Raw genomic sequence first — 20,646 nt, 5'->3', positions numbered from 1 at the left:
GGTACATGCTTAAAAAATGGATTGTCCCTACACGGCAGACAATGGATACCAGTTTAGAGTCTTTCTCCATCTGTCTCCACATTGGCTCGCCAAAAGCGGGTTCTTCAGCTTTGCAGAACTTCATGTTGAGTTCACGCAAGTCACTCGAGAGGCTTGGCTTCTACTATCCCGAACATGGCATCGACAAGAATGGCGTGTCAGGTGGGCATGGGCAATTGGGCGGGATCTTACGCGAGGGTGACTTCGAAGCCGCTGCAGCACTTGTGAACAAGTGGTTGTCATATGCACGCAAGAAAAAACTGAAACTCGTTTTATCTTCAGAGTCATTCTTCAATCAGGCGCAAGCACTTTACACCCTGTTGCATGAGCATCTCAATCTGGTGCCAGAGGAAATTCGTGTTATTGCCTTCGTGCGCGCCCCGATTGATTACTTGATGGGCAATCACAACCAGGGAATAAAGCGTCATGGTGAAACATGGCGTCTTTCCAACCATCTCGCACCAGTAATGCGCAACGGTAAACCCAGTCTTGCGGGGGCGCCATTGCTCCAGTGGGCAGATGCTTTCGGTGATGATAGCTGCCGCTTCTTGACTTATCAGAAGCCCAGCGCAAATCAGCCTCAGATTGAGGCGGTATTTCTTGAAGAACTTGGTGTGCCAGCCTCTGAGCTTGCGGCATTGCTTCCTGAGCGCAGGATTACCAATCGTAGCTATGTACGTTCTGCGCTTGAGCTCAAGCGCATCCTGAATACAGTGTTGAACAAGTTGCCACCCGAGATTGGACGTGAAATCGACTGGGCCTTGCAGGGCTACTCTGATCAGCATCCCGAGGAGGATTCGCTGGGGAGTCAGGACATTCCCGCACCGTTGTATCAGGAGATCAATGACATGTTCCTCGCTGCAATGGAACCTGTCATGCAGCGCTTCCCATCATTGGACCGAGATGTACTTTTTCCTCCTCAGGGCAAGAAAAGGGCGCGTACAGTTGAGTTATGCAACCCTTATCGTCCCTTGGCATACCTTGAGGCGCAATGTCCCAAGGAGTTGGACGCTATCAAGGAGGAGGCTTTGTCACAATATCAGAGTGGTCGTCAGGGCTATGCCTTCCTGAAACTTCTGGACCTCCTGGGCCTTGATTTTGAGGAGCCAGCCGCACGGACAGGATTGAGTGCGCGCGCGCGTGGCATCATCGCCAGCAGCAAAATGAAAGAAGCCGACCGCCTTCGAGAACTGGGCGCCTATTTTGAGCAACAGGGCCTGCTGGATGATGCCTTACTGCTGCTTCAAAAGGCATTGGAGACTCGCCCCGGGGGGGGAGGCATCAAAAAGATGCAACGACGCATTGCGGACAAGAAATCGGTCTTGGAGCAGGTAAATTCTTCCGATGCTTCCTGTGATGATATCACCGCACACTGAAGTCCCCCTCAGATGATGATGCAGTCTTTGACTTCGCCCAGTGTAGCGGGCGGAGTTTTGTCGTATGGTCGTTCGACGTCAATTGTCTCTGTCATCTTTTACCTGTAATGGAAGAAAGTTTTGCCGACACCACCGTTTCTTGAGGGATCGCAGCTCCAGTCCTCCGCTGCCAAAGCCCCTACCTTTCTTTCACTGCCTCTGCATATCCGCGTACCGCGTTACCTGCGAATCAATAGTGACCTTGCGCCTCTTGACGATGGGGAGTGGCGCTCGCTTTCCAGCACACCCGCTTTTCTCTGGGAAGGGCCTCGGCCGTTGCCAGGCTGGAACATGGTCGAGATAGACATGGAGCGCTCAGTTACGGGGGCTGCGGCGGTCATCACTTTTGAAACGGACGATCGAATTCATACGGTGGAGCTGCCGCTGAGAGCAGGCAAGATCACGCGTCGCATGCTGCGAGTGCCACGTGGAGTACGACGTATCACACTATGTCCCATCAACAGCCGTGGCACTTTCCGTCTCAAACATTTCAGGCTGGTATGGCTGACGCCTGGATTTGCCAAGGATCGCTTGATGCAGCGATTGGTGACGGCACATCGACATTTTCGTGGCTTGTCGAAGCGAGAAGTGACCCGCGCTATCCGGCAAGAAGTTCAGCAGACTGGTGAAAAGTGGTCAGTCGTAGCGCTGCGCCACTATGACAGTACGTTCATAAGCCTGTGTTCCAAGCACAATTATCAGCAGTGGATCGATATGGTCGAATCACTGGGGCAAAGCCTGACGAATGTCACTGCTACTGCTCGCTCAGCGGCTGAAAACGATGTTGATATGGTGCTCAGCCTAGGAATGCTGATTGATGAAAATGTCACCAAGGAAGCCTTTGGCAATAGCCTAGCGAGTCTGGTAGAGCAAACGCATGCACAGTGGCAGCTAGTGGTCTCAGCGACGAATAAGGCCGTTCAGCGGCATGACTGGTTAGCTGCTGCCTGCGAGAGTGATGCACGCGTCAGGCTGCTGACTGAGGAGGAGAGCTCATCCGATGGCGTAGCGGGCCAGCTTGAAGCACTCAGCAGCGAGATGCTGGGGGACTGGGTTGGGTTGATGACGGTGGGTGCTGCACTCGCTTCTGAAGCGCTGTCACGCTTCGTACAGTTGTTGGGGGAGAAACCGCAGGCCGGTTTCCTGTATTGCGATGAAGATCGTCTTGATTCGGCTGGACATCGCCATTCACCGAACTTCAAGCCTGGCTGGAATCCGGATCTATTGCTTTCCAAACCGTATCTGGGGCATCTGGGGCTTTGGTCTCGTGAGCAGTGGCAGGTCTGCCGCTATTCTCTGGGGACAGGGCATGCCGCGACAGTGGACACTGCCGATCTTATCCATCAACTGGCACTGGAGTTGATTGAACCGGTTCACAAGAGCCATCAGTCGCTGGCGTGGCGGGTGCCCCAGGTACTGGTGCATGTTCCCGATGATTATCTTCCTTCGGCAGTGACCGACCAAGGAAGCTGGGGGACACGGCATCTGGCACGTGTGAGCGACTACCTTGCACGCCATAATGTGGCGGCTGTCGCTGAACCGGGCAAGGTATTGGTAGAGGCCAAGGATGATGTCGGAGAGAACGTCCGCGTGAGATGGCAATTGCCGGAATCACAACCCTTGGTATCGTTGCTGGTCCCCACTCGGGACGGGGTAGAGATTCTCAAGCCGTGTGTCGATGCCATTCTTACACATACCGAGTATCGGCATTTCGAGTTGTTGATTCTCGATAATCAAAGCACTTGTCCGCAGACACTTGACTATATGCGCGAAGTAGCCGCACGTGATGAGCGCGTACGAGTACTGCACTGGGACGAGCCTTTCAATTATTCAGCGATCAACAATTTCGGTGCCCGCGAGGCACGTGGCGATATCATCGGGTTGGTCAACAATGATATCGAGCCAATGAACGGTGAATGGCTGACGGAAATGGTGTCGCAGGTCTGTCGTCCTGACATCGGATGTGTCGGCGCCAAGCTTTATTATCCCAATGGTACGATTCAGCATGCTGGCGTAATCCTGGGGCTTGGAAGCATTGCCGGACATGCCCACCGCTTCTTCAACCGTGATGAAGATGGTTTTCAGGGGCGACTGAAATCTACCCAGAATCTGTCAGCAGTTACCGCAGCCTGTCTGCTGTTGAGACGTTCGGTCTTTGATGAGGTCAACGGCCTCAATGAAGAAAAGCTCGCCGTGGCGTACAACGATGTAGACCTATGTCTCAAGGTGCGAGAAGCGGGATACCGCAATCTGTGGACGCCCTATGCAGAGCTGTATCATCACGAATCCATCTCGAGGGGGGCTGATGATACGCCGAAGAAGCGAGCACGCTGGCTCTCTGAATGTGAGTACATGCGCACTACCTGGGCAGAGCAGTTGGATAATGATCCGGCCTACAACCCCAACCTGACTCTCGTCCACGAAGACTTTTCGTTACGCTGAGCAGGGCACTGCCCCGTCGTGCCTGTAGCTGCCTATTGAACATCGTCTCGCAAGGAACGCCATGTCCCGTTCACGATTTCCGCTCAAGGCTCCCCTGTGGGGCCTTGCGCTTTTCACCGGTGCCAAGTCCTTCATCGCCAATCCGCTGATCGGGAGCGAGCGTCTGAATCGCCGCGGACTGCACGTCTGGCGCGTGAAGGCGGCGTCTCGGATCATGCGCTGGCGCATGGCCATGCTCAGTCGCGGCGTACCGAAAGCGGAGCGTGAGGCCTATCTGCGTGATGGCTACCTGCTCAAGCAGAACTTCCTGTCGCCAGAGCTGTTCGCGCGACTAAAGGCAGAGCTTGAAACCGTGCATGATCACGGTCCCGGTGAGGTACGTGAGTGTTGTCAGGGGGATACCCGCACGCATCGTGTATTGCTGGACCCGGAGATCCTGAGCGAGCTGCCGGTGGCTAAGCAAGTGCTGGCTGACCCACAGCTCAAGCGTCTGCTGCGTTTCTGCGCCGGCCATCGTCGCCTGCCCATCGTGCATCTCGAGAAGGTGTTCAATGGCGCCCGCGTAAGTGATGAGGCAGACCCGCAGAAGTCCCTGCACGTGGATACCTTCCAGCCGACCATGAAGTTCTGGCTTTATCTGGAGGAGGTGAGCGAGCGCAACGGGCCTTTCATGTTCGTGCCTCAGTCCACGCAGTTGAACAAGGGCCGACTGGATTGGGAATATCACATGAGCCTGACGGCGCGTGAGCATGCCAATCGCTATACCCAGCGAGGGTCCTTCCGGGTCGAGGAAGGCGCACTGGCCCGCTTCGGTCTCAATGCGCCCACGCTGTTCAAGGTGCCTGCCAACACGCTGCTGATCGCGGATACCTTCGGCATGCACGGCCGTGGCCCTGCCGAGGCGGGCAGTTCTCGTCTGGCGCTGTGGGGAATGAGTCGCACGACACCCTTCCTGCCGTTGCCGGGACTGGGCGGCGAATGGCTCAATCGCCTGCAGTATCGTGTGCTTAAGGCAGAGCGGGCGCGGGATGACAAGCGTGCCGCGGCGCGTGGTGTCGAGTCTTCCTGGCATATCGTGGCGCGTGAGCCCTTGCGTGCGCAGGACCCGTCCTGATGTCGGCTGAAGCTTCATCCTTGGCAGGCGTGCGGTGGGTCGTTCTCAGCGATGGTGCTCGACCCACCGAAGATATCTACTTTCTTGAGTCGGCCTCGCCTGCGCTTTGCCAGCAGGGGGCCGTCGTCGAGCGTTTCGATACACGCCGCTACCACCTACCGACGCGATGGGCATTGCGGCGCCTGGCAGGTGCCAATCTGTTGATCGTGCGCTCGCTGGGCGAGCGTTGGGTGCGCCTGCTCGAACGTCATCGTGAGCGCTTCGGTCGTATCGTCTATCTGATCGACGATGATCTTGGCGCCGTGACCCGTACCGATGGATTGCCTGCCGCCTATGTCGCGCGTTTGAGCGGTCTGGCGATGCGTCAGCCCGCACTGCTTGCGCTCGCGGATGAGGTGGTGGCCTGCTGTGAGGCGCTGGTGGAGAAGCTTGGGCGAGAGCACGCCAATGTCTCGTTGCTGACACCGCCAATGCTGGCGCCGGTAACTGAGCTGGCCGATTTCACACAGTCTGACTGGACCATCGGCTACCACGGTACCCGTGCGCATCGAGATGACATCGCGCACCTGGCGCCGGCACTCATGCCAGTAATGGCATCACATCTCCAACTACGCCTCGAGATCATGATGGGGCGACACGTGCCGGAATCACTTTCCGGTATTGCACGGCTGGAGACTCCGGAGGCGCTGCCCTGGAAGGCCTTTCAACAGTACCAGGCGACGCGCCGCATTCAGATCGGTCTCGCACCGCTTCTGGAGACGCCATTCAATCGTGGCAAGTCGTGGATCAAGTTTCTCGACATCACCGCGATGGGTGGCGTCGGTATCTACAGCCGCCGGGCGCCGTATGACGGAATCGTCGAGCATGGCGTCGATGGGCTCTTGGTGGGGGACGACCCCAGCGAGTGGCGGGCAGCGCTGGAGCAATTGCTGGCTGACCCAGCCGCCACGCAGGCCATGGCAGAGCGGGCACTGCAGAAAGCTCGAGATATTGGCGCTCTAGAGGTATGCACGAACTTCTGGCGTTCGCGCTGACTTGAGCGAGATGATCCCAACCCACAAGGCCCGCAGCTACCCCTGCGGGCCTTGTCATTTCTGGAGCTGAGGACGACCAATCTGACACTGCCGGCGGCGATTTGGCCTCCAACGCAGGTAACACGATGATTACATCCGATACACACCAGCAAAATTTGAGTGGTGTGATGCCCAGAAATCATTAAGCTCAAAGGAAGCGTCCCAGAGTCAGTGTGTGCTCTCGCTCGCGCTTGTTTGGCGGTGACGCCGAACGTGCCGGGACCATGAATGCCTCGAGTAAAGGAGACTGACATGACCGCCTTCCCGACCACTCCTCGTTGGATCGTCCTCAGTGATGAAGCCCAGGCGCTGGAAGATATCTACTTCTTCCTCCCTGCCATGGCCGCGTTGCGCAAGGAAGGCACACGTGTCGAGCGTTTTGAAACCCGCCGTTGGAAGTTCTCCCCCAAGCTTGCCCAGGCGCGCCTCACCGGCGCCTGCCTGCTGATCGCGCGGAGCCTGGGACGGGAATGGATCGAGATGCTGGAAACACACCGTGAGCAGCTCGGTCGTATCTGCTACCTCGTCGATCATCTGTATTCGCCTGAGCCGTTGGCAGCGGAGCAGGGCACCTCCACCCCTGAAGCAGGCGCTAAGTCTGAAGCGGCTCAGTTGCAGCAGCGATTGTTCGCGCTGGCGGATGAGGTCGTCGTGGTCAGCGAGCAGCTGGAGGCCGCTCTGGCGAGCCTGCATCCCAACGTCAGCCTGTTGACGCCGCCACTGACCGGCAAGCTGCCGGATCTGCATCATCTCGAGCAGAGCGATTGGTGCATCGGCTTTCACGGCACTCTGGCGCATCGTGAGGACATCCTCACACTGGCCCCGGTGCTGCGCGATATCCAGACGCGGCATTCGGACAGTGAGGTGGAGTTGATGATGGGTCGTCACCTGCCGCTGGCGCTCAGCGATATTCCCCGCCTCAAGACGATGGAGGCCGTCAGCTGGGAGGCCTTTCAGGATTATTGCTCGCGGCGTCGGATCGCCATCGGCCTGGCACCCTTGATGGAGAATTCCGACAACCGTGCCGCCTCCTGGCTGCGATTTCTCGATATCACCCGCATGGGCGGGGTGGGCATCTACAGTCGCCGGGCGCCCTATGTGGATCTGATCGAGGACGGCGTCGATGGCCTGTTGGTCGGGGATGACCCGGCTGAATGGACAGCCGCCCTCGAGCGCCTGCTGGGCGATCGTGATGCGACGCGTGCCATGGCGCACAACGCCCAGCACAAGGCCCATGAGGTGGGGGACCCCCTGCGAGTGCTGGACTTCTGGCGGGCCCGCAGCACGATGGCCACTTACCCCATGTGACACTGTCACTCGGGTAACGAGACACTATCCTCCTACACGCCAACACCCCATAGGCATTCCATCGCCTGTGGGGTGTTGGCGTTTTCAGGGTCTGATCTTCCCGCGACCTGACAGTGGGGTGTCAGATCAGCCCACCAGGCGTTGGGTGATGTGTGCGACGCGCTCACCGTACAGGCGTGCGGTTTCCAGATCACCGGCGGGGATCGCCTCAGCGCCTGCATCGGAGGGAGACTGCACCAGAACTCCGGCGGACCCACCGAGATGGTTCACGTCGTCGCGGGTGGCTGCCAGCGTGGTGGCAGGAGCGAGTCCCAGACTGACCCACAGGCCACCGTGCTGCATGGCCAGAGTCTGCAGGTAGTTCAGGGTCATCTGCTTGTCGCCGTTGAGGCTGGCGCTATTGGTGAAGCCGCCGAAGACCTTGTCCTGCCAGCCGCGCGAGAACCACACCTTGGAGCTGGCGTCGGCAAACTTCTTGAACTGCCAGGGAGGGCCTCCCATATAGGTCGGGGTGCCGAAGATGATGGCATCCGAGTCATTCAGTACCTGCCATTCCGCCTCACTGATCTCGCCCTGTGGGTCGATTCGAATCAACGTGGCACCAGCGCCTTCCACCACCGACTCTGCCACACGCTGGGTGTGTTCATAGCCTGAGAAAACGATCACGGCAATCTTGCTCATGCAGACATCCTCTGGGGTCATGACAGATTTCACGAACGAGGTCAGTCTAGTCAGGCCCGCGTCAGCGAGATACCGTATGGCGAGTGACGCTTTGTTGCATGAAATGAGCAGATGCAGGCGAGGGGTGGGCGGAGATGATCGATCGTATTGCGGCCAGTGAGGTGTTTCTGGCCAGCGTGGAGCTTGGCAGTATCTCGGCCGCTGCCGAGCGGCTGGACATGTCGCGTGCCATGGCGTCCCGCTATGTCGCGGCGGTAGAGACCTGGGCCGGTGTACGGTTGCTGCATCGTTCAACCCGTCATCTGAGCCTGACGGGGGCCGGGGAGCAGTTACTGCCCACTCTGAAGACCCTGGTGGCGCTCTCGGATCGGGTCGCGTGGCCGGGGATTGCCCAAAGTGACGAACCCTGCGGCCCGCTGCGTGTCAGTCTCAGCGTGATTGCGGCCCAATCCCTGATGGGCGAGGCCTTTGCCAGCTTCATGGCCCGATATCCGCGTGTGCAGTTGGAATTGCTGGCGACCAACGAGCGCGTCAATCTGATTGAGGAGCGCATTGATCTGGCGATCCGCATTACCAATGAGCTGGATCCTCAGCTGATCTGTCGTCCTCTGGGGCAATGCCATTCCGTGCTGTGTGCCGCACCTGGCTATCTGGCGGTTCATGGCCGCCCCACGCATCCTGAGCAGCTCGCCCAGCATCAGTGCCTGACCTACACGCATTTCGGGCCGGGACAATGGACGCTCCATCGTGATGATGAGGTCTGTCAGGTGACGGTGAGCGGGGGACTCAAGACCAACGAAGCTACCTTGCTGATGGAAGCCCTGCGTTGGCAGGGGGGCATCGGCATGCTGCCCCGATTCGCCGTTGCGCCCCTGTTGGCCAGCGGGGAGCTCGAGGCCGTGCTGCCGGAGTGGGCGCCCAAGCCACTGGGGATGCATGCGCTCTACAGCACTCGCCAACACATGCCGCTGGCATTGCGCGCGCTGATCGATCATCTGGCCGATGTCTTGGCAGGATCTGCGGAAGCGGGACCGTATCACACCGCCTCGGCTGTTGAGGAGGAGATAACCTGAGGGCGAGATCCTGCCCCGGAGGCGACGAGGGCTCATCGTCCTGTGTGACGGGCTGCCGGCAGGGGCTTTTCGCGATGGTTTTGCTATGCTGCGTCACCTGATCGTTTCCCCATGTATCCGTTGCAAGGAGTCTGGCATGTCGTGTCCCCCAGCGCCTGAAGTTCCCGAGTCCCTGCCATTGGCGGATGGCTCCTCACCAGTGCGCACGACGCCCCAGGCACTCCCCGAGCCGAGTCGTCTGGCGAGCCCGGCGGTCGCCCGCAATCGTGACGTGATTCTTGATGTCCTGCGGGAGGTGCTGGCACAGCGGCGTCAGGTGCTGGAACTCGCCAGTGGCAGCGGCGAGCATGCGGTGCATTTCGCTCACGGATTGCCACATCTCGAATGGCAACCCAGCGATGCCAGCCCGCGTGCGCTGGAATCCATCGCGGATTGGCGCGCCGAGGCCGCCTTGCCCAATCTCAAGGCGCCAATCCCGCTGGATGTGCAGGCCGAGTGGCCTGAGGTGGCCTGCGATGCGCTGGTGGCGATCAATCTGATCCATATCTCGCCGTGGCGGGTCACATCCGAGCTGATGTTGCAGGCCGGTCGCCGTCTCCCGAAGGACGGTGTGCTGTATCTCTACGGCCCCTACAAGCGGGGTGGGCAGCATACGGCACCCAGCAACGAAGGCTTTGATGTGCAGCTCAAGAGCCGCAACCCGCTATGGGGCGTGCGTGATCTGGAGGCGGTCATCGAGGAAGCGGAGCGCAACGGCTTGCGGCTCGACAAGGTCGTCGAGATGCCGGCGAACAATCTGAGTGTGGTCTTTCGGCGTTAGCGCAGGCGATGGCCGTCAGTAGGCCGTCGGAGGGGATAATTACACCTCATGTGACCCACTCACTACGACAATGCCCCGTCCTGTCGCCAGGTCGGGGCATTGTCGTGTCTTGGCGAAGGAAATGCGGCTGCAGGGGAGTGCGCAAGCGCTTGAATCGCCGACTCACGTTCAATAAGGGCCGTGATGTAGACGTGAGCGGTCGAGGAGCGCCGAGGCAGGCGCAATGCCGCCGGCGGTCAGGGAGGCGCGGCGCGGATGGCCGTCAAAAAGGCCAGCCTCAAGGAGGCTGGCCAGGACATGCGAGAGGCGGGAGTAGCGTCAACTTGCCGCTTGCGGCGCGGGCATCACGGCAGGGGGCGTGGAGCTATTGGCGCCAGGCGTCGTGCGCCATACTGCGATGTTGGCGTAGCCGTACAACAAGGTGATGGCCAAGACCAGCATGTGATACCAGAGGAAGGGCAAATACGACAGTGTGGAGACACCTAGCGTGGTCGCCATGAAGACCCCGCCATCCGTCCAGGGCACCATCGGGGTCGTGACAGTCCCCCCAGCTTCGGCATTGCGTGACAGGACACGCCGGTCGATGCCCTGGTCATCGTAATTTTTCTCGGTAATCGTGCTGGCGGTAATCAACGAGACGTAGGCTGCTCCGCCGAAGAAGTTACCGAAGAAGCCCCCCAGCATGGTAGAGAGCGTCAGGCGCCCAGGAGTGCTGGCCCAGCGTAGGAAGCCTTCACTGATGGCTTTGAGAATTCCGATACGCTCCATCAATCCGCCCAGCCCCAGTGCGAAGAGAATCAACACGACGACTCCCAGCATGGATTCAATGCCCCCTCGATTGAGCAGGGTGTTGAGAAACTCGACATCCGAATGCATCGCGTTACCGACATAGGCGATCTGAATCGCCTCAACCGGGCTGATCCCTTGCACCCACCAGGCACAGACGCTCCCCAGGAGTGCGCCAAAGGTAATGACTGGAATCGCCGGGTAGCTACGCGTCAGCAGCGCGATGATGACCACGGCAGGCAAGAGCAACCAGGGGCTGATCGTGAAGTGCTCTTCCAGGGCTTGCATGGCGAGGGTGGCGCGTGAGGTATCGACGTCGCCATTCACATAAAAGAAGCCCACGATGAGAAACATGATCGAGGCAATGACGATCGCGGGTGCGCTGACGAGCATCATCGAGCGAATGTGGTCGATCAGGCTGACTTTGCACAGTGAGGCGGTCATGACGGTGGTATCGGACAACGGCGACATCTTATCACCGACATAGGCCCCTGAGATCACCGCACCGGCGACAAGCGGCAGCGGTATGCCAAAGCTGTGGCCGATCCCTATCATGGCCACCCCGGCTGTCCCGACTGTCCCGAAGGAGGTGCCGGTGGCCAGCGAGGTGAGTGCGCAGATCACGAAGGCCGCAAACAGGAATATCTGCGGATTCATGACCGTTAGCCCGTAATAGATGATGCTGGGCACAATCCCCCCGGCGATCCATGTCCCGATCAGTGCCCCGACCGTGGTCAAGACCAGTACGGCCTCCATGCCGTTATGAATTCCATTGATGAGGCCTTCCTGCATGCTGGCATAACTGACCTTGAGCCTAAGCCCCAGCGCCATGACCAGAAACCATGAGGCAAAGAGTGCCAGTTGGATGGGAAGGTGGAGCACATTGATGCTCAGGAACATGATGGCAATGAATCCGACCATCACGGCCAGCACCTCACTGAGGGTTGGCAGCCGTATTGGGCCCGTAGTGGTAGACATGATCTCTCCTTTGCGTTGTTGTCGTTATTGCGATTAAAAGCGAGTGAGCCGATAGGGCGTCATCTCGGGGAGGGCACTTGCGAGGGAAGGCTGACGCGTGCTGGCGAGGTGGGCGACCATCTCTGCGGTGATCGCGGCTTGCGTCAAACCCAGGTGATGATGACCGAAGGCCAGAAGCACTCTGCCGTTGTGTACTTGGTCAATAATCGGGAGCGAATCTGGCAGTGATGGTCGGAAGCCCATCCATGGCGTGGCGTTCGTGGTGTCGAGGGGAGTCTCGAACAATCCTTCGGTCAACTTGTGAAGTTGCCAGGCGCGTTGCATGTTAGGCGGTCGTTTCAGTCCGGCAAATTCGACGGTGCCTGCCAGGCGAAGTCCATCTTGCATGGGCGTCATGATGAAGCGGCGCTCGAGTGATGTGACGGCGCTGGGAAGGCGGTCCGCTTCTCTCGGCAGCATCAGGTGATAGCCGCGTTCGGTATCCAGCGGGACGTTGACGCCCGTCAGGGCCTTGGTCAGTGCGGCGGAATGCGCGCCACAGGCGATTAGTACCCGGGACGCTTCCAGCGTTTGCGCATCATGCGTGCGCAATGCCACGCCGCTGGAGGTCAGTTTGCCTCCGACGATTTCCTGCGTCTGAAATTCGACACCTGTGTGCCGCGCTGCGCGAACGAGCGCCTCGGTTACCGTGAACGGGTTGACGACATGGCCCGTCTCCGGGAAGCACAAGCCGCCTTGAATCCGGGAGGAAAGGGCGGGCAATTGTTGACGGATCGCTGCGCCTTCCCATAGGTCGACGGTCACGCCCTGCGCGGCCATTCGGGCGTGGACGGCCATGAGATCACGGCGGGTGCTGGCATGCTCATGGATCAGGAACGAGCCATGGTCCTTGAGAAGGTCCTGCGCCCCGATGGACGAGAGCAATGCGCGCCAGGCCCTCAGACTGGATTCATTGAGGACCCGCAATGCCGTTACGCTCTGGGCGTAAGGGCTCGCGCGCAGGTTGAACAAGAGGCGGGTGAACCAGGGGGTTGCGCGGGGAAGGTGTCGCCAATCCAGACGCAGGGGCCCCATGGGGTCTGTCAGCATGCCCGGAATTTTTTTCAGTAGGCTGGCATCCGCAATCGGGAAGACTTGCTCGGTGGCCATGTGACCGGCATTCCCCCAGGAAGCGCCATACCCGGGGAGCTGGCGGTCAATGACTGTCACTTTCTTCCCCTTGCGAGCCAGTGACAAGGCGCAGGCCACGCCGATAATCCCTGCTCCGACGATCGTGATGTCGTCACCCGCTGTGACGGCCGCGTGTGTGCGGTTTACCGAGCCCATGATGTCTGCCCTGTGTTGTTGTTTTGTCGATTGTATAAAATATATGTTAGCGGGTCGTCCGGAGCAATAACCCTGTGACTAAAGTCGGGGGAGTGTCGCTAGGGCTGCCCCCGACTCGGCGCCATCGGGGACGCATCACCCGGCGCAGGCGGAGGAGGCTAGACGCCTGCGCGACTTTGAACGTGGCGATCATGGTCGCTCGAATGCTCGTCGATATTGCGCAGTCTCTGAGGGAGCGTCGGCCGTGCCGTTCTTGTGTGGCAAGACGAACGGGCCGATGGGGGATGACTCATTGGACCGTTAAGGCCAGGTGACTGGCCGCACCGCCAAGCAGAGGAGGTATCAATCATGACATGGTGAGGGGGAGCAAGAAGCCTGTGAGTGAAGCTAGGCTGGGGGCAGGAGGCGTGGGCTACGCGAAAGGGAAACTGGGATACATTGGCGTATCAGTCATCGGGGGGGGCGTTTAGGCTTGGGCAGGCCTGACTGAGCATGGCGGCAGGCATTCGTCTGCGATTCATGAAGCGATAGCGCATCCGTTAGGCATGCGCTTGGGCCCTCAGGTACCTGGTTTTATCGGCCCCTGTCCACTTGGCGAAGCGTACTCATGATCAGCGGCTGGCATCGGACCCGACATCTAAGGCCGGATAAGAAAACGGTAAAGAGGACGGGCAGAGATCGCGCACGTTTGCCTCCTATCCGGCGGGTTGCGCGGGGCGGCAGGAGGGGGGCTTCGCTATTTGAAAGGGCCCGCCGAGACAGCGTATCAGCGCCCCGCTGCGAGGGGGGCAGGTTAGAGGCGTTCCTCGGGGAGCGTGCGATTCTCCAGAAGCGTAATAATGCCATCGCAGGCCTCCTTGATGTGGACTTCCAAGAGGTGGCAAGCCTCTTCGATCTTGCCGTGGCGCGCGAATTCCAAGAGTGCGTGATGCTCGCGCTCTGCTTTTTCGATCTCTTGGGTATACAGCAGCTGCATACGAATGTAGCGATCGGACTTGGTATTGAGGTGACTGATCAGCGCCATCGTTTCTGGCAAGTTGGCGGGCGCATATAGCGTTTGGTGGAAAGCAAAATTGTATTCGCTCCAATTATCGATCTCTCCGCGGGCGTCCAAGGCCTCATCGTATTTATTGAGAATTGCCTCCGCCTTATCTAAATCTTGCGCTGTCAAATGATCGATAGAGTGGCGGAGTACGTAAGTCTCCAGCAATATTCTTAGGTCAAATAATTCTCGAATCTTGGCGATGGAGAGCTCCGTGGTGAAAGCACCACGGTGAGCATGGAATTCTACAAGCCCTTCGGCTTCCAAGGTGAGCAACGCCTCGCGGACAGGAATGCGACTGACACTGTAATCGCTGGCCAGTGCATCCTGTCGCAGTTGAGTTCCCCCTTTGAACTCACCGCTGAGGATGCGGCTTCTCAGGTCGTCAGCGACGAGTTGAGCTCGAGTCTTGAACGCTGCCATGGGAACTCCCTGTCATCGGATATAAGTTTGCACATTGTATACAAGGAGTCCCAGAAGTCTATTTGTCGAGCTGCGTGGAAGCCTCGAGATAGAGTGGTGCGCCCATTGAGCTCCTCCCCCCAGGCATACATGGTGTGCCTGGGGGGCACTACCGGCGAGGCCTGTCACCGGTAGTGCACGTGAGCTCATTGTTCGCGGCTGCCATTCACCAAGCGTTTCAGGGAGAGGGGGTTCCCCTGTTTGAGCGCATCTGACAGCAAGACCTCTGGGAGGTCTTGATAACACACCGCACGCAGGAAGCGCTGAATGGCGGCAGTGCCAACAGACGTTGAGCGGCCATCGGATGTCGCCGGATAGGGGCCGCCATGCACCATGGCATCGCAGACCTCTACGCCTGTTGGCCAAGCGTTGGCTAGGATGCGGCCGGCTTTTCGTTCCAATATCGGGAGTAGGCTTGAGGCGAGAGCATAGTCGGCTTCGTCCATCTGAAGGGTTGCTGTCAGCTGGCCTTCCAGACCTTTGAGAACGCTTCGAATTTCCTCATCACTGTCGCACGCTACGATAAGCGCAGTCGCGCCAAAGATTTCGGCTTGTAGTGAGGTGTCCTGCAAGAAATCTGTCGCAGTGGTCACAAATAAGCCAGTGCGACATTGATTCGCTGCCTCGCCTTGGGTGCCACGAGCGATTTCGCGTGCCTTGTCATTGCGCTTTAGTGCGTCGACACTCTTTACATAGGCGTCATGGATGCCTGGGGTCAGCATCGTTTGGGAGGCGCTTTGCTCTACGGCTTGGCGTGCTGCACCGATAAAGGCCTCCAGGGAAGCCCCACGTCGGGCGATCAGAAGGCCCGGGTTGGTGCAAAATTGTCCTGCTCCCATGTTCAGCGAGGCGATAAATGCTGCGCCCAGAGACTCGGCGCGACATTCAAGTGCCGATGGCATCAAGATGACGGGGTTGATTGAGCTCATCTCTGCATAGACGGGGATGGGCTGCGGACGCGCTTGGGCATGGTTCAGTAGGGCGGTGCCACCACTACGCGAGCCGGTGAACCCGACGGCTTGAATCTCTGGGTGCTTCACTAGCGCTTGGCCCACTTCACGTCCTGACCCAAATATCAGGGAGAAGACGCCCTCAGGCAGCTCGCAGCGTTTCACTGCCTTTTGAATAGCCCGACCGACCAATTCACTGGTGCCGGGGTGAGCAGAGTGTGCTTTCACAATCACCGGGCAGCCTGCTGCGAGTGCTGACGCCGTATCTCCCCCTGCGACAGAGAAGGCCAGTGGGAAGTTGCTGGCGCCAAATACAGCGACTGGCCCCAGTGGAATCTGCTGCTGTCGAAGATCTGCACGAGGCAAGGGAGCCCGCTCTGGCTGTGCTGGATCAATCCGCACATCGAGCCATTCCCCGGTACGAAGCGTATTGGCAAACAGGTGAAGTTGACCGCAAGTCCTTCCACGCTCTCCCTCAAGGCGTGCTGACGGGAGCCCTGTTTCTTGAAGAGCACGTTGAGTGAGATGCTCACCGAGCAACTCGATCTCTTCGGCAATACATTCCAGGAACTGCGCGCGTTTCTCGATCGACGTTGAGCGATAAACCTCAAAAGCGTCGCTTGCCAACAGGCATGCCTTGTTGACATCGGATGACTTACCGCCTGGATAAGCGGGACTGAGTTGCTGATTGTCAGCAGGGTTGATGGCATAAATAGGGGCTTGGTCGCCCAGTATCGCGGATTGACCGATTAGCATCTTTCCTTCCAATAGCATATTAAATCTCCGTAGTAGTAAGAGGGGGAAATCTTTACAGTAATGATGATAGTTCTTGATAAAGATGGTCAGGTAGCCAGACACCCTCGCGCTGAGAGCGTTCGCGTGCCTCGTAACGCCGCTGTGAGGGGAGGCGTGCACCTTGTGATGTAATGGAGGTGAACACCTCTTCGGCTTGCTGGAGGAAGTGTTCCGTCCTCTCGCCAAGGAAGCGCTTCGGATCCATGGCGATCAGTAGCTCTCCGTGGTACGGGGAGCCTCCTGCCCCTGCATCATGCTTGAGTGACTGGGCACTGGTCAGGTCGCCGATCAACGGGCCTGCAATCAATTCAATCATGGTGGACAGGGCAGATCCCTTATGGCCGCCGAACGTCAACATAGCGCCTTCCAGCACGGCTTCAGGGTCGCGAGAGGGATGGCCACAACGATCAATTCCCCAGCCTTCAGGCAATGCCTTGTTCTCTCGCCGATGTAGCTCGATATCCCCTCGCGCGATGGCACTGGTAGCAAAGTCGAAGAGGTAAGGTGGGCTGGCAGCGCGAGGCCAGCCAAAGGCCAGCGGGTTGGTGCCAAGTACCGGTAAGATTCCACCCGCCGGGGCGACCCACGCATGGCTTGGGTTGCAGGCAAGCCCGACTAACCCGTGGCCGGTAATGGCTTCTATCTCTATCCACAGGGCAGAGAAATGGACGCAGTGATTGATCGCCATTGCCGCGATACCCTGTGTCCGAGCCTTGGAGGCGAGTAATGGCAAGCCTGATTCGAAGGCGAGTTGGGAAAAACCGCCCTGAGCATCGACTCGGACGATACCGGGGGCAATGTCGTCGATTATCGGTGCGGCTTCTGCATTGACTTTGCCAGCGGCGAGTGTCTTGATGCAATTGAGCAATCGATAAAGGCCATGAGATCGGCATTCATCACGCTCGCCAGCGACAACGGCACGGGCCAGTGCCTGGGATTGTTCCTGGCTGAACCCGTGGCGACTCAATACGTTCAAGGCCAGCGTATGGGCTTCGTCTAGCGTTAGAGGATGCATGCTCAACTCCTCACGACAGATGCATCGGCCCCTTTCGAGAGGGGCCGATGATGAATGGAGCAAGGGGGGAGAGTTAGACCAGGTTTTCTGCCTTTGACCAATGTGCATACCAGCTGCGGAACTGGTCGTACTGCATCTCTACATAGCGTTGCTGAGATTTACTCAGTTTGTCTGTCTCATTGAAGTGTAAGGCGTATTCGTTATCCCCATTGATGACCATCAGGTGCTTGTAATACAAAACGAGGTCGGCTCCTTCATCGAAAGAGGATAAAACATTTAGGGCCTCTTCCAGTTCCTGGGCCTGGCGGCGTGCAGTGGCATCTCCCTTGGCGGCCTTCTTGCTAAGTTCCACCATCTTGAGAACTTCTTTTGGAAGTGCGTTACCGATACCAGTAATCGCTCCCGTTGCACCACAGTTGACGAAGCCATGATAGACCGCAGTATCGACACCCACCATCAGAGTCACATCTTCATCTTGAGAGGTAATGTTTTCTGCGGCATAGCGGAGTGCCTCTGCGCCACCGAATTCTTTGAAACCAATCAGATTCTGGTGATCTTTGCGCAAATCAAAGAATAAGTCAGCGCGCGTTTCGAAGCCATAATGAGGGCTGTTGTAGATCACGGACGGAAGGTCAGGTGCGGCTTCCAGGATGGCCGAGAAATGCGCTTTCTGTGCGGTAATGGAAGAGCCACGCGATAACACACGAGGAATGACCATGAGACCGGCGGCGCCGACTTTATGCGCATGTGCAGCATGAGACACCGCTTCTTTTGAGTTGACTGCGCCAGTGCCCACAATCGTCGGTATCCCCGCTTCTACCAGTCGTGCCACGCCTTCCTGTCGCTGCGCTTCTGTCAGTAACGGCCAATCCCCCATGGAACCGCAATACACGACACCACTCATGCCGGCCTCAATCAGTGCATGCCCTTTCGCAACAAGTGCGTCGAAGTCAGGCTGACGTTCTGCGTTGCAAGGAGTCATGAGAGCCGGGATACAGCCAGTAAAAATGGAATGATTCATTGTTTATCCTAATTTTATAAAGGGTGTTTAATGCGAGCTCTTGAGAGCTGACGTATTGTTGTATGCGTTTGTATGAAACCGCACTAGTGGTGTATTCCCCAGGCGAAGGGGTCATCGTCATCAATTACTAATATACTTTCTGCACTGATATAGGCATGGCCTTTGATAGAGGGGATGAGGTCAGTGCCTTCTTGTGTAAAGAAAGCTTCAAATATACCACCACAGATACCTTCCTGCCGCCAAGTATGGCCAGGGGACAGTGCACCTTCAGCCGCAAGGCATGCTAATTTCGCACTTGTCCCAGTACCGCATGGTGAGCGGTCGTAGGCTTTTCCCGGACACAGTACAAAATTTCGACTATCGGAATTACTTCCTTTTGCAAATAGCTCGATGTGATCAATGTCGCCGCCACATTCCCCCTGTATATTTTGTTGAATCAATGCCTGCCTAACAGACCAGGAATATTCTGTTAGGGCATCAACATTTTCCAAGCTGAGTTGCTGGCCATGGTCGCTGATCAAAAAGAACCAGTTACCCCCCCAGGCAATATCTCCCTTAACGATCCCATGCTCCGGAAGCGTTACTTCTACTTCTTTCCGGAAGCGATATGAGGGCACGTTGTGAACGGTAACCGCGCCATCTTCATCTAGTTGCACCGTTACGGTTCCTACCGGGGTGTCGATCTTGTGAATGCCTGAGGTGATCTTTCCTGTATGGGCAAGAGAGGCGACTAACCCCATCGTGGCGTGACCACACATGCCCAGGTATCCACTGTTATTGAAAAATATGACCCCGCACAGGGAGTCCGGGGCCGTGGCCTCGCACAATAGTGCCCCCACCAGCACGTCATTCCCACGCGGCTCAAGAACGGTAGCCCGTCGCCAAGCATCGTGGTTCTCACGTAGATCAATGAGTTTCTCGGCTACAGTGCTGCCCCTGAGAGCCGGGAACCCATCAAGCACCAGGCGCGTCGGCTCACCGGCAGTATGAGAGTCAATGACATGCACACGCTTCATGGGACACCTTTAGAGTTGTTGTGGCGGAACGAGGGCACGCTGCGCCTCATTTGGATGATTTATATTTTATACAATCTTCAATGAGAGAAGGGAAGAGGAGCTGGTGCCTCATATGAGATCACGATAGGAGAGGAGGAGGGCCAGTGAAGTGCCAGGCCGCGTGGTTCTTGGGGTGGCTGAGGAATGGGCTTAAGCGTGTAAGGTGGGTATAGGAGACTAAAGTTTAACCAAGATGGGGTATTGTTAGACCAGATCCGGCAGTGAGAGCACCCGATGAGAGTGACAGCGTCATCGAGGGTGATAGTTCACTGATAAGCCGCTCAAGTGCGAAGCCCTGCAGGTGCTGAAGAGATAGCGTTTGAGGTCTCGTTAGGTTTTGTACGAAAAGTCATTTTTGCTAATGTCACCCATGCATATCCAGCATAGGTGCGGCATGGCAGGACGCTACGAAATCTCGGATAGCCAATGGCAGTTGATCGAAGACATTGTCTCACCGGCTCAATCGATGGGCAGGCCCAGGAAAGACGACAGACAGAAACTGAACGGCATCTTTTGGGCCCTATGTTCTGGCGCCAAGTGGCGCGACCTTCCCGAACGTTATGGCCCTTGGAGTACTGTCTACGCCAGGTTCCGACAATGGCGTGATGACGGTACCTTTGAGGCAGTCTTGTCGCGGCTTCAACTTCGGCTTCGTGAAGATGGCCTGATGGATCTCGAGACTTAGATGATCGACTCAACCGCCGTTCGTGCAACACGCGCCTCCGCTGGTGGAGGCAAAAAGGGGGATCTGAAGACCCCTTAGACCATGCGTTGGGCCGGAGTCGTGGCGGCATCACGACCAAAATCCATTTGATCTGTGATCGCCTTGGCTGGCCCGTCGCCTTCACGCTGTCGGCGGGGCAAGAGTCGGATACACGGTACTTCATGCCCACTCTGGTAAAGGTTCATCTACCAGGAAGTCTTGGTCGGCCACGAAAACGTTGCCGCTACATCGTGGCAGACAAGGGCTATGACAGTGACGAGTTGCACCGTTACTGCGACCGTGTACGAATCAAGCCGGTCATCGCTCAACGAAACATGAAGCGGAAACCCCGGCCAGGTTTCCCACGCGGTTTCGATAAACCCATGTACCGCCAGCGAAATATCGTGGAGCGCTCTTTCAGTTGGCTGAAAGAGTTCCGTCGTATTGCGACGCGATATGAGAAGTTGGCCCGTAGCTTTTATGCGATGGTATGCGTAGCTTGCATACGCCGCTGCCTACCAGCCGACTTTTCGTACAGAACCTAGGGC

15 protein-coding genes and 1 pseudogene are annotated in these 20,646 nt (G+C 57.7%); 8 read left to right on the top strand and 8 right to left on the bottom strand.

The features are described from left to right. Positions 1–5: 5 nt before the first annotated feature. From U0O11_RS10660 to U0O11_RS10640, 5 genes are all read left to right on the top strand, one after another. A complete protein-coding gene (locus U0O11_RS10660; protein ID WP_324689886.1) occupies positions 6–1,415 on the top strand; it encodes a hypothetical protein in 1,410 nt (469 codons plus the stop codon). A 330-nt stretch (positions 1,416–1,745) separates the two neighbouring features. Further along, a complete protein-coding gene (locus U0O11_RS10655) occupies positions 1,746–3,896 on the top strand; it encodes a glycosyltransferase family 2 protein (RefSeq protein ID WP_324689884.1) in 2,151 nt (716 codons plus the stop codon). A gap of 61 nt (positions 3,897–3,957) precedes the next feature. Next, positions 3,958–5,010: a phytanoyl-CoA dioxygenase family protein gene (locus tag U0O11_RS10650; RefSeq protein ID WP_324689882.1), complete on the top strand. Its 1,053-nt coding sequence runs from the start codon at positions 3,958–3,960 to the stop codon at positions 5,008–5,010. After that, positions 5,010–6,044 carry a glycosyltransferase family protein gene (locus U0O11_RS10645; RefSeq protein ID WP_324689880.1) on the top strand — a complete coding sequence of 345 codons (1,035 nt, stop codon included), beginning with the start codon at positions 5,010–5,012 and terminating at the stop codon, positions 6,042–6,044. Before U0O11_RS10650 ends, U0O11_RS10645 begins: the two co-directional genes overlap by 1 nt. A gap of 291 nt (positions 6,045–6,335) precedes the next feature. Beyond that, positions 6,336–7,391 (top strand): glycosyltransferase family protein, encoded by a 1,056-nt coding sequence (locus U0O11_RS10640; RefSeq protein WP_324689878.1) that lies wholly within the window; start codon positions 6,336–6,338, stop codon positions 7,389–7,391. Positions 7,392–7,517: 126 nt separating this feature from the next. Here the strand turns inward: U0O11_RS10640 and U0O11_RS10635 are convergent, their stop codons facing one another. Next, a complete protein-coding gene (locus U0O11_RS10635; protein ID WP_279854856.1) occupies positions 7,518–8,072 on the bottom strand; it encodes a flavodoxin family protein in 555 nt (184 codons plus the stop codon). Positions 8,073–8,206: 134 nt separating this feature from the next. Here U0O11_RS10635 and U0O11_RS10630 point away from each other — a divergent pair, with 134 nt between their 5' ends. Together U0O11_RS10630 and U0O11_RS10625 are read left to right on the top strand one after the other, a co-directional pair. Next, the gene (locus U0O11_RS10630) at positions 8,207–9,145 is read left to right on the top strand and encodes a LysR family transcriptional regulator (protein WP_324689875.1); all 939 of its coding nucleotides are present in this window, start codon (positions 8,207–8,209) and stop codon (positions 9,143–9,145) included. A 136-nt stretch (positions 9,146–9,281) separates the two neighbouring features. Continuing rightward, the gene (locus U0O11_RS10625) at positions 9,282–9,965 is read left to right on the top strand and encodes a DUF938 domain-containing protein (protein WP_324689873.1); all 684 of its coding nucleotides are present in this window, start codon (positions 9,282–9,284) and stop codon (positions 9,963–9,965) included. A 318-nt stretch (positions 9,966–10,283) separates the two neighbouring features. Here the strand turns inward: U0O11_RS10625 and nhaC are convergent, their stop codons facing one another. From nhaC to U0O11_RS10590, 7 genes are all read right to left on the bottom strand, one after another. Further along, positions 10,284–11,729 (bottom strand): Na+/H+ antiporter NhaC, encoded by a 1,446-nt coding sequence (gene nhaC, locus U0O11_RS10620; RefSeq protein ID WP_324689871.1) that lies wholly within the window; start codon positions 11,727–11,729, stop codon positions 10,284–10,286. Between the two features lie 33 nt (positions 11,730–11,762). After that, positions 11,763–13,091 carry an NAD(P)/FAD-dependent oxidoreductase gene (locus U0O11_RS10615; RefSeq protein ID WP_324692517.1) on the bottom strand — a complete coding sequence of 443 codons (1,329 nt, stop codon included), beginning with the start codon at positions 13,089–13,091 and terminating at the stop codon, positions 11,763–11,765. Positions 13,092–13,848: 757 nt separating this feature from the next. Further along, positions 13,849–14,520 (bottom strand): GntR family transcriptional regulator, encoded by a 672-nt coding sequence (locus tag U0O11_RS10610; RefSeq protein WP_324689869.1) that lies wholly within the window; start codon positions 14,518–14,520, stop codon positions 13,849–13,851. Between the two features lie 185 nt (positions 14,521–14,705). Further along, positions 14,706–16,283: an aldehyde dehydrogenase (NADP(+)) gene (locus U0O11_RS10605; RefSeq protein WP_324689867.1), complete on the bottom strand. Its 1,578-nt coding sequence runs from the start codon at positions 16,281–16,283 to the stop codon at positions 14,706–14,708. A 34-nt stretch (positions 16,284–16,317) separates the two neighbouring features. After that, entirely contained in the window at positions 16,318–17,319 is a 1,002-nt protein-coding gene (locus U0O11_RS10600) for an Ldh family oxidoreductase (protein WP_324689865.1), read from the bottom strand. A 73-nt stretch (positions 17,320–17,392) separates the two neighbouring features. Then, positions 17,393–18,340 (bottom strand): dihydrodipicolinate synthase family protein, encoded by a 948-nt coding sequence (locus tag U0O11_RS10595; RefSeq protein WP_324689864.1) that lies wholly within the window; start codon positions 18,338–18,340, stop codon positions 17,393–17,395. A gap of 83 nt (positions 18,341–18,423) precedes the next feature. Beyond that, the gene (locus tag U0O11_RS10590; protein ID WP_324689863.1) at positions 18,424–19,356 is read right to left on the bottom strand and encodes a 4-hydroxyproline epimerase; all 933 of its coding nucleotides are present in this window, start codon (positions 19,354–19,356) and stop codon (positions 18,424–18,426) included. A gap of 433 nt (positions 19,357–19,789) precedes the next feature. Here U0O11_RS10590 and U0O11_RS10585 point away from each other — a divergent pair. Beyond that, positions 19,790–20,643 (top strand): annotated as a pseudogene (locus tag U0O11_RS10585) (IS5 family transposase). Positions 20,644–20,646 lie beyond the last annotated feature (3 nt).

The organism is Cobetia sp. D5, from assembly GCF_035666195.1.
Classification (GTDB): Bacteria; Pseudomonadota; Gammaproteobacteria; order Pseudomonadales; family Halomonadaceae; genus Cobetia; species Cobetia amphilecti.
Note: the sequence above shows the minus strand (reverse complement) of the source record. Positions and strands in the feature narration are given on the sequence as shown.

Bases quoted from the DNA above. Each gene is read 5' to 3' on its own strand.
- nhaC (WP_324689871.1), bottom strand. From the start codon at position 11,729: ATGTCTACCACTACGGGCCCAATACGGCTGCCAACCCTCAGTGAGGTG.
- U0O11_RS10645 (WP_324689880.1), top strand. From the start codon at position 5,010: ATGTCGGCTGAAGCTTCATCCTTGGCAGGCGTGCGGTGGGTCGTTCTC.
- U0O11_RS10650 (WP_324689882.1), top strand. From the start codon at position 3,958: ATGTCCCGTTCACGATTTCCGCTCAAGGCTCCCCTGTGGGGCCTTGCG.
- U0O11_RS10625 (WP_324689873.1), top strand. From the start codon at position 9,282: ATGTCGTGTCCCCCAGCGCCTGAAGTTCCCGAGTCCCTGCCATTGGCG.
- U0O11_RS10590 (WP_324689863.1), bottom strand. From the start codon at position 19,356: ATGAAGCGTGTGCATGTCATTGACTCTCATACTGCCGGTGAGCCGACG.
- U0O11_RS10610 (WP_324689869.1), bottom strand. From the start codon at position 14,520: ATGGCAGCGTTCAAGACTCGAGCTCAACTCGTCGCTGACGACCTGAGA.
- U0O11_RS10660 (WP_324689886.1), top strand. From the start codon at position 6: ATGCTTAAAAAATGGATTGTCCCTACACGGCAGACAATGGATACCAGT.
- U0O11_RS10600 (WP_324689865.1), bottom strand. From the start codon at position 17,319: ATGCATCCTCTAACGCTAGACGAAGCCCATACGCTGGCCTTGAACGTA.
- U0O11_RS10655 (WP_324689884.1), top strand. From the start codon at position 1,746: ATGGTCGAGATAGACATGGAGCGCTCAGTTACGGGGGCTGCGGCGGTC.
- U0O11_RS10635 (WP_279854856.1), bottom strand. From the start codon at position 8,072: ATGAGCAAGATTGCCGTGATCGTTTTCTCAGGCTATGAACACACCCAG.
- U0O11_RS10605 (WP_324689867.1), bottom strand. From the start codon at position 16,283: ATGCTATTGGAAGGAAAGATGCTAATCGGTCAATCCGCGATACTGGGC.
- U0O11_RS10630 (WP_324689875.1), top strand. From the start codon at position 8,207: ATGATCGATCGTATTGCGGCCAGTGAGGTGTTTCTGGCCAGCGTGGAG.
- U0O11_RS10640 (WP_324689878.1), top strand. From the start codon at position 6,336: ATGACCGCCTTCCCGACCACTCCTCGTTGGATCGTCCTCAGTGATGAA.
- U0O11_RS10595 (WP_324689864.1), bottom strand. From the start codon at position 18,340: ATGAATCATTCCATTTTTACTGGCTGTATCCCGGCTCTCATGACTCCT.